The 9,500-nt window shown below is 38.1% G+C and carries 6 protein-coding genes; all 6 read left to right on the top strand.

Annotation, left to right across the window (positions count from 1 at the left end):
- On the top strand, positions 1 to 371 hold a 371-nt coding region (locus tag QZ379_RS10850; protein WP_291564411.1), incomplete at its 5' end, for a class II aldolase/adducin family protein.
- Between the two features lie 11 nt (positions 372 to 382).
- Entirely contained in the window at positions 383 to 1,537 is a 1,155-nt protein-coding gene (gene fucO / locus QZ379_RS10845) for a lactaldehyde reductase (protein ID WP_291564409.1), read from the top strand.
- Between the two features lie 218 nt (positions 1,538 to 1,755).
- A complete protein-coding gene (locus QZ379_RS10840) occupies positions 1,756 to 3,888 on the top strand; it encodes a glycoside hydrolase family 3 N-terminal domain-containing protein (protein WP_291564406.1) in 2,133 nt (710 codons plus the stop codon).
- Between the two features lie 29 nt (positions 3,889 to 3,917).
- Complete coding sequence (locus QZ379_RS10835; protein ID WP_291564403.1) at positions 3,918 to 6,650, top strand: alpha-L-rhamnosidase; 2,733 nt, start codon at positions 3,918 to 3,920, stop codon at positions 6,648 to 6,650.
- 8 nt (positions 6,651 to 6,658) lie between these two features.
- Positions 6,659 to 9,058, top strand: coding sequence for a hypothetical protein (locus QZ379_RS10830; protein WP_291564400.1), 2,400 nt, complete (start codon positions 6,659 to 6,661; stop codon positions 9,056 to 9,058).
- 41 nt (positions 9,059 to 9,099) lie between these two features.
- Complete coding sequence (locus QZ379_RS10825; RefSeq protein ID WP_291564398.1) at positions 9,100 to 9,453, top strand: Ig-like domain-containing protein; 354 nt, start codon at positions 9,100 to 9,102, stop codon at positions 9,451 to 9,453.
- Positions 9,454 to 9,500 lie beyond the last annotated feature (47 nt).

Below are 9,500 nucleotides of genomic sequence, written 5' to 3'. Positions count from 1 at the left end.
CTATAGAACTAGTCGCAATGACTCATAATCCGGCTTTTCTTGAAAAAGATGTATTGAGCAAGATTCTTTGGAGTATGATACCTGAAACACGTGCTTTCTGTCCGAAAGGTTTAGGTATAGCAAGATACCAGTTGCCTGGCTCTGTAGTTCTTGCTGAGGAAACTATCAAACAGCTTGACGAATATGATGTAGTTATGTGGGAAAAACACGGAGCAATTGCTATTGGTGAGGATCTGATTGAGGCATTCGATATGATAGATACACTGTCTAAGTCTGCCAAGATTTATGAGTCTGCGTGCTCAATGGGATTTGTACCTAAGGGAATGACAGATGAACAGATGGATGAACTTAAAAGAGTGTTTAACCTATAAAATTGATTATTATGATAAATAGATTCGTATTAAACGAAGTATCTTACTTCGGTCCCGGAGCGAGAGAAGTTCTTCCAAAGGAAATTTCACGTCTTGGCTTGACTAAAGCTTTTGTTGCAACAGACAAGGACTTGATTAAGTTTGGAGTTGCTGATAAAGTATTATCAGTTTTGCGCAATGCCAATATCCCATACGAAGTGTTCAGCGAAATCAAACCTAACCCTACAGTTTCTAATGTTAAGGCAGGTCTTGCAGCCTACGCAGCATCAGGAGCAGATTTCATTATTGCCATAGGTGGCGGTTCATCAATGGACACAGCCAAGGCTATTGGTATCATAACCAACAATCCAGAATTCTCTGATGTGGTATCTCTTGAAGGAGTTGCCGATACAAAGAAGAAGTCAGTGCCTATCATAGCTCTTCCAACTACAGCCGGAACAGCTGCAGAGGTTACTATCAACTACGTGATAACCGATGAGGAAAATCACAAGAAGATGGTTTGTGTCGATCCTAATGATATCCCTGCTATTGCCATAGTCGATGCCGAACTTATGTACACTCTTCCGAAGAGTCTGACTGCTGCAACAGGTTTGGACGCATTGACTCATGCCATCGAAGGTCTTATCACTAAAGGTGCATGGGAGATGAGTGACATGTTCGAAATCAAGGCAATCGAGATGATAGCACGTTATCTTGAAACAGCGGTAAATGAACCGAACAATGCTGAAGCCCGTAACGGTATGGCGGTAGCCCAGTATATAGCCGGTATGGCCTTCTCTAACGTAGGTTTGGGAGTAGTGCATGGTATGGCTCATCCATTGGGAGCAATCTTCGACATTCCTCACGGTGTTGCTAATGCCTTACTTTTGCCTACAATCATGGAATTTAATGCTCCAGCAGCGCTTGACAAGTATGTTGACATAGCTAAGGCAATGAATGTATATTCAGCAGGAATGACAAAAGAGGAGGCAGCAGACGCTGCTGTCAAGGCGGTTAAGGAACTGTCTGTACGTGTAGGAATACCTCAGCATCTTTCAGAGTTGGGAATCAAGGCAGAAGACCTTCCTCGTCTTGCCAAGGCTGCTTATGCAGATGTATGTACTCCTGGTAACCCTCGTGAGGTGACAGAAGAAATAATCCTTGAACTTTACAAGAAGACTTTGTAATTACACCATATTAGTTTGTTTCTTAATCCTGCAGGGAGTGTTGTGCTCTTTGTAGGATTTTTTATATATAACTCAATTTATTTATTTGTATTTTTCGTTCAAAGTGTATGATTTGTACATGTTTGAGTTATATTTTCTAACTTTTGCTCAATTAGTGTTCTTTTTTACTATATGATACTTCCGATATTTGTTGAAAAATGAAATTTATTAGTATTATTATGAAAGCAACAGTTGTAATTGGAAGTTTGCTGCTCCTCTCCGCTTGTGCTGATGGCGTAGTTGAGAAAGCGGATCATGAAAAGGAATTCGTGGATAACATTGTTTCTAAGATGACTATCGATGAAAAGATAGAACAGATGCTGCAGGATGCGCCGTATAATGAGAGACTTGGCATTCCACGAATGATGTACAGTGAGTGTTTGCATGGATTATGGCTTGAGGGAGCTACAGTGTTTCCACAGGCTATAGCATTAGGCTCAACATGGAATCCTGAACTGATTAAAGAGATGACATCATATATTGCCAAGGAGGCAAGAGGTATTGGTGTTACTCATTGTTATTCGCCAAATCTTGATGTAAGTATAGGTGATGCGCGATATGGAAGAATAGAAGAATCGTATGGTGAAGACCCTTATCTTGTCAGTAGAATGGGAGTTGCATTTATTCAAGGACTTCAGGGTGAGGGTGATGAATATCTGGACGAAAATCATATAATTGCTACAGCAAAGCATTTTGTTGCATATCCTGAAAATAGGACAGGACTGAACGGGGCTTTCTCGGATGTTTCCATGCGAAGATTGCGTGAAATTCATTTCCCTTCTTTCGAGGCGGCTGTTAAAGAGGCAAGAGTGGCTAGTCTGATGCCGGCACATCAGGATTTGAATGGTGTGCCATGTCATGCCAATTCGTGGCTTATTAATGATATATTACGTAAAGAATGGGGATTCGATGGATTCCTGATTTCGGACAATACAGACGTAGGTCGTCTTAGAACTATGCATAAGATAGCTTCTAACAAGACAGAGGCTGCTGTTTTGGCCATGAAGGCAGGAGTGGATATGGAGTTGGTAATAGGCAAGAACCCGGATCATCTTTCATATACTATGGATGTATTGGAGGATACTCTTCTCAAGGATAAATCATTGATGAAATATGTTGACGCTAATGTTAAGCGTATTATTACTGCGAAATATCGTCTCGGTATGTTTGAAAGTGCCCCTCCAATTTCAGATGATATGATTGTTGAAAGTAGCGAAGAAGCTCAGCAATGTGCTCTGGATGTTGCCCGTAATGCAGTTATTCTTCTGAAGAATGATAAGAATATTCTTCCTTTGGAGAAATCGAAAATTAAATCTATAGCTGTTATTGGTCCTAATGCTTCAGAGACTATAAGGAATAACAGATATATTCAGACTGGAAGTTATTCCGGTATGCCACCTTATTATACGTCTGTTCTGGAAGGAATTAAGAATAAAGTTGGCGATAACGTTAAAGTAAACTATGCAGAAGGTTGTGACTTCTTTTCAAATTCTAAAGCAGGATTTTCACAGGCTGTAAATGCTGCGCGTAATTCTGATGTTGTTGTTCTCGCAGTTGGAGGTTGCTCGTTGACTTGTGGTGAAGGTCACGACCGCGATGATATAAATCTTGTAGGTGTACAGGGTGAATTAATTGAAGCAATATCAAAAACTGGTAAACCTATTGTTATGATTATGATAAATGGTCGTCCTCTGGATATTGAGAAAGAAGTAGGAATGGTCGATGCTTTGATTGAAGGATGGTATCTTGGTATGCGTACCGGTGATGCTTTGGCAGATGTTATTTTTGGAGACTATAATCCGGGTGGAAAGCTTACAGTTTCTTTCCCACGAAATGTAGGACAACTTCCGGTAACATATTTACAGAAGCCTGATTTTGTAGGTTCCGGTAAAGGTCAGTATCAGAATTCATCTAAAGAACCTTTGTTTCATTTCGGTTATGGTATGAGTTATACCAAATTTGAATATTCAGAACCGGTGTTATCTTCGGCAGATATAAAATCAGGTGAAAGCGTAAAACTTAAGATCGATGTTAAGAATGTTGGTGAATACGATGGTGACGAAATAGTTCAGGTATATATTAAAGATGATTATGCTTCGGTAGGTAGATACAACAAAATGCTTAAGGCTTTTGATAGAGTACATATAAAGAAAGGAGAGACCAAGACTTTAGAATTTGAACTTACTCCTGATAAATTTGAATTGTATGACGTTAATATGAAGAAGACGATTGAGCCAGGAACATTTACAATATTTGTTGGCTCATCATCTCGTGAGCAGGATCTTAAACAGATTTCATTGACAGTAAAATAGTTTTCAATAGGTAACAATAATATTTATTTATGATCAGCAAATTAAGATTATTCTTCGTTTTTATTACATGTTTTATAGCTGTTCATGCATCATCGCAAACCAAGGTAACAGACTTGGTTTGCGAGTACATGCATAATCCAATAGGAATAGATTTAGAAAAGCCAAGACTCAGTTGGAAACTGATATCTGATAAACATAATATTTCTCAGAAAGCGTATGAAATCAAGGTTGCATATTCTGAAAAAAATCTTAAAGCAAATAAAAACTTATTATGGCATTCGGGAAAGGTTGAGTCTTCTGCTTCTATTCATGTTCAATATCAGGGTCAGCCTGTACCATCATTCAAGAAAGTCTATTGGACAGTAAGAGTTTGGGATAATAAAGGAAAATCCTCTCCCTGGAGTGAACCGTCAACATGGGAAACCGGAGTTATGGATGCCGAACAATGGAACAGGGCATCATGGGTTTCAGTATATAATGAAGGTAAGGTAACATCTTCGCTTCCTTCACAATACTATCGTTATAAATTTAATATTGAGAAGAAAGTTAAGCAAGCCAGAGTATATATAACTTCGTTAGGTACATATAAGCTGTTTTTGAATGGTTCGAAAGTAAGCGATTATATGTTTGGTCCGGGTTGGACAAGCTACCATAAACGTTTGCAATACCAGACATACGATGTAACGGAAATGCTGAATAAGGATAATGCAGTAGGTGTTATGATTGGTGACGGTTGGTATAGAGGACGTATGGGCTGGCAGAATGACAGGGCATATTATGGCAATCGGTTGGGATTGCTTTTTATGATGCATCTTATATATTCAGATGGAACTGAAAAATGGATAACTTCAAACAAGGATTGGAAATGGTCTTACGGACCGATTGTGTGGTCAGATCATTATGATGGGGAATGTTATGATTTTAACAAAGAACTTACAGGTTGGAATCTGTCTGAATATAATGACAGCGAGTGGCATGGGGTAGAACTTTTGGATGTTACTAAAGACAATCTTGTGGCCAATGTAAATGAGCTCCCTAAGATTGTAAAAGAACTGAAGCCTGTAGAGATTTTTACTTCTCCTAAGGATGAATTGATTGTGGATTTGGGACAGAATATAGTTGGTAATATCCGTCTGAATGTTAAGGGACTTCCTGGGGATACTATAATAATTAAGTATGCGGAGGTTCTTGATAATGAAAGAAATTTCTATACGGCAAATCTTCGAAGTGCAAAAGCTACAGACTATTTGATATTGAAAGATGAGTCGGAAGTCGTTTATGAACCAAACTTTACATTTCATGGTTTCAGATATGTTCATTTGCAGGGATTGCGTAATCCAATTTCCAAAGACGATCTGACAGGTTTGGCCATTCACTCTCCTATGAAAGAGACGGGCAGTTTCGAGTGTTCTGATTCCTTATTGAACAGATTACAGAAAAATATTGAATGGGGACAGAGAGATAATTTTCTTGATGTACCAACTGATTGTCCTCAGCGTGATGAACGTTTGGGATGGACAGGTGATGCTCAGGTATTCAGTATGACTGCTGCATATAATTTTGATGTTGCAACATTTTATACCAAATGGCTTAAAGATTTGGCTGCAGACCAGCTTGAAGATGGTAGAGTACCGGTTGTAATACCTAACGTAGTTCCTAAATTAAAAGGAAGTGCAGCCTGGGCAGATGCTGTAATAATAGTTCCATGGACAATGTATATAGTATATGGCGACATCCGTATTCTTGAAGAACAATATGACAGTATGGTAAAATGGGTGGAATATATGGCAAAAAAGGCTGGTAAAAGTTATCTATGGAGAAATGATTTTCATTGGGGAGACTGGCTTGCTTATTCATCCACTAAATCTGATTATCCTGGAGCTACAACAGAAAAAGACTTGATTGCCAATTCTTATTTCAGATATAGCTCAATGCTGTTGTCAAAAATAGCCTCTATTATAGGGAAAAATGAGGATTCACGAAAATGGGCTGAATTGTCGGAAAATGTGAAGAGTGCTTTTATTAAAGAGTTTGTCACTCCGAACGGACGATTGGTATCGCATACTCAGACTGCATATCTGCTGGCATTGTCTTTTGATATGCTGCCTGATACTCTAAAACCAAAAGCAGCAAATTATCTTGCTCAAGATGTGGTGAAGTTCAAACATCTTACTACAGGTTTTGTAGGAACCCCATTATTGTGTAACGTTTTGTCTGATATCGGTCGCGATGATTTGGCTTTTATGTTATTGATGCGTAAAGAATATCCATCCTGGTTGTATCCGGTTACAAAAGGTGCAACTACAATATGGGAAAGATGGAACTGCATACTGCCTGATGGCTCTTTCCATCCTATGGGTATGAACAGTTTCAATCATTATGCCTACGGAGCAATAGGAGAATGGATGTATAGCTATATTGGAGGAATTAAATCTAATCCTGAATATCCGGCTTACAAATACTTTACACTATCGCCTCATGTTGGAGGTGGGCTTACTTATGCTAAAGGTGAGCTTATTACCATGTATGGTAAGATATTGTCTTCGTGGAATATTGCTAACGGGATTTTTAACTATGAATTAGAAATACCATGCAATACATCAGCTAAAGTAGTTTTACCAAATGCTCAAGTTGCAGACGTATTGATAGATAATAAGGCTTTGGTAAACAATAAGTCTTTAGACTTTAAAGCAGAAGGAAAAAATGTAATAATTGAATTAGGCTCTGGAAAGTATAAAATTCAATATAAATATAACAATTGAATAAACAGATGAAAAGATTTTTTTTAACAGTAGGATTGTTCTGCTCAGTTTGTAATTTTTGGGCACAGACATTAAAACACCCTGTAATTTGGATTACTGAGGAAGAAAGACCGGCATTAATTGATAAAATAAATAATGATGACTGGGCAAATGATATTTATGTTCAGTTGCGACACAATGTAGATTCAGTTCGTGATAATTATTTCTCAAATCCGGATTCTTTATATAAGGCAATACCCGCATTCGGAGGAGAAATGCCAAAGCATAATGCATTGTTGACCAATATTGCAGAGTCATCAATGTTGTACTATATTACTAAAGATGAGTCTTATGCCAGATATTCTGCTGATGTTTTGTGGTATTACCTGAGTAAAATATCCAAGTTGACCCCACAGACAACACAGGTAATGGGAGATTCGTTTTATGATCCGCGTACATGCTATAATATGTTGGCTACAACATACGATTTCATATACAATTATCTGAACTCAGGCAAGACAGAAATTTATGATGTGACTTCAGGCAATCACATAAAATATGATGATTCGGTTTCACAGAAGGCATTTGCCAATATTGTAGGTAATATACTTCAGGAGTATGGACGTCCTGACAAACATGGGCACATAATTTCAAACCATCCAATACTTACTGCTCCCGGTGCATTATATTCAATCCTTTGTATAGAGGATGACAAAGAACGTGAACGACTGTTCGATGTGTTCTGGAACAAAGGAACATGGCATCAGTCTTCTTTTCAGCATACCATACTTCCGATGTTCTCCAGTCAGGGTATCTGGCCGGAGTCATTAAGCTATAGCTATATGCCTAATATCTCTTTAATTCTTAATATTGTTGACAGAATTAAGCCGGAGATGAATGTAATAGCAGATAATATGCATGTGTTCGAGGGTACATTCCTTTTTGAAAATCTGAGAAATCCAGACAGACGTTTTGTCCGTTATGGAGACTCAAAGAGAACAGTAGACCTTACAGAACATAATTATCTATACATCTTGGATATTGCCAAACGTAATAATCTGAAGACACTTCAGAAAGACGCAGAGTTGGCTTTATTGCAGAAATATGAGGCAGAAGGTGGCAGACAACCAAAAATAAGTGACCAGCAATATGATAATGCGAGTTATCTTAAGTTGTTCTGGGGACATAATCTTCCAGACAAGAAAGTTGAAAAGTTCAATTATACTCCAACTGTGATTATTAAGCATGCCGGTGTAGCTCTTCAAAGAAACTATGTTGAAAAAGACAATGTGGATTATGGTCTTTGTGGTATAATTGGCGGGGCACATTATGTTCATTCACATCTCACAGGTATAGCGATGGAACTTTATGGAGCCGGATATGTAATGGGACCTAATGCCGGTCTTCCACTTACCGTTGCCGAAAGACTAATTCCTTTGCATGAACATTATTTCCGTTTGTATGCGGGTAATAATACGGTTGTTGTCAATGGTGCTTCTCATGGTCTTGACGAAGGTTCATGGAAAGGCAAGGCTAATGTATGGCAGAATACAGTCGAGAATATAGCATGTGAACCTGCTCATTTGCAAGAACCTATATCTGAGAATTTCAGTTTTACTACGCAATATCTTAATGATACTGTAAATAATTGTATACAGGAACGTACCTTGGCTGTAATCCGTACAAGTGATACCACCGGATATTATTTTGATATGTTCAGGTCTGAATCTAAGTCTGAAAATAAATTCCACGACTATATTTATCATAATGTCGGTGACAGAGTCTCTTTTGCAGGTAGTGATGGTAAATCAATAGATGTAGAAATCACTGACAGATATCAGAATGATATCGGTGATGTGGTTAAATCACCGGGATGGAGATTTTTTGAAGATACAAAAACCACAAAGCCTGTTTCCGGCGAAGTTAAAGTTAGGTTTGATATAGATTATGACAATAAGTACATGCATGTATTCTTCCCGGCAGGTGCGGAAAAGGAATTTACCAAAGCCTTTGCTCCTCCTACACGTGAAGCAAAGAATGGATATGTAAAGAAGAATACACCGGTGATGGTGGTTCGCCAAAAGGGAGAAGCGTGGAATCGTCCTTTCGTTGCCGCTTTCGAACCGTCTGGAAATAAAAAATCAAGTATCGTATCTACTGAACAGTTGACTTACAAGGATAAAGTTGTAGGAATGAAAGTGGTTACTGAATTGGATAATAATACTATTACAGATTATATCATCTGTTTGGATACAGATACAGGTAAATATATTGACAAGAAACTTGGTATTGAGTTTGAAGGACGTTTTGGTATAGTGAGAACAGATAATAATTCAAATGTTTCTTTGTATATAGGTAGTGGAAAGAAACTTTCATACAAAGGAATGTCTGTCATGGCTGGTATTTCCGGTAAGGCTTTTAAAAACTGATAATTCAATAATTTGATAATCAAATATTAGATAATACCGTTATGAATAATGTATTATTTCGTTTTCTGCCGTGCATTATATCATTATCTGTTATAATATTCTCGTGTGGAAGTAACGATGTAACTGAAGATAATAATTCAATGACTGTTGAAATTGAAAAAATAACTTTGAATATAAACACTTTGAGCATGTTTATAGGCGAAGAACAATCTCTTCATGCTACTTGTGTTCCAGAGAATACAACAGACAGAGTTATCAGATGGGCTTCATCTGATAACTCTGTAGCATCTGTTGATAATCAAGGTTTGGTAAAGGCTGTCTCATCTGGTGATGCCGTTATAACCGCTTCATCAGGCAATGGTAATGTAAAGGCTACATGTACCCACCTTATGTAAAAGTTTACATAAGGTGGGTTCCCGGGGATCCAAGGTGGTCCTGCAGC

The organism is Bacteroides sp. (genome assembly GCF_019417265.1).
Classification (GTDB): Bacteria; Bacteroidota; Bacteroidia; order Bacteroidales; family Bacteroidaceae; genus Phocaeicola.
Note: the sequence above shows the minus strand (reverse complement) of the source record. Positions and strands in the feature narration are given on the sequence as shown.